This window comes from Methylobacterium sp. BTF04 (assembly GCF_010692745.1).
Classification (GTDB): Bacteria; Pseudomonadota; Alphaproteobacteria; order Rhizobiales; family Beijerinckiaceae; genus Methylobacterium.
In genome coordinates this window covers 1-636 of record NZ_JAAHTB010000241.1, presented here as the reverse complement: position 1 = coordinate 636, position 636 = coordinate 1, and the positions used below count along the sequence as shown (strand labels likewise).

Genomic DNA, 636 nt, shown 5'->3' with positions numbered 1-636 from the left:
AGCAAATCAGGCAAACAGGGAAGGGAAAAATGTTCAGCCTGTCAGGGCAGAGGCCAGGTTGTGAAAAGCCAGGGCTTTTTCTCCGTTGCGCAGACCTGTTCCAGGTGCAGGGGAGAAGGCGTTGTTATTTCCGACCCCTGTTCCGAATGCAGGGGTACCGGCAGGGTAAGAACAAACATGCACAGGATTGCCGTCAAGGTTCCTGCAGGCATTGAGCACGGCAGTAGTTTGAGGCTGAAGGGGCAGGGCGATGCGGGTCCTAACGGCGGTACCAGAGGAGACCTGTACATTACGATATTTATCGAAAAAGATGTGTTTTTTGAAAGAAGTAACGCTGATATATTTTGCGACATTCCGGTTACGAGTACACAGGCGATACTCGGTGACGAAATAGACGTCCCCACCCTGACTGGTAAAAAAGTTAAGATGCGTATACCCCCGGGGACGCAAACCGGAAGTGTTTTAAGGCTTAGAAATCTGGGCATGCCTAAAATAGCAGGTTTTGGCAAAGGAGACCAGCTTGTAAAAATTAAAGTGGTTATGCCGGAAAAACTGTCAAGACAGGAAAAGGCTTTTTACCAACAGATAAAAGAGATTGAAAATCCGGACACTTTTCCCGAGATAAAAAAATTCCGA

1 protein-coding gene is annotated in these 636 nt (G+C 47.6%); it reads left to right on the top strand.

Annotation, left to right across the window (positions count from 1 at the left end; translation table 11 throughout):
- On the top strand, window positions 1–636 hold a 636-nt coding region (locus G3T14_RS24540), incomplete at both ends, for a J domain-containing protein (protein ID WP_246733549.1).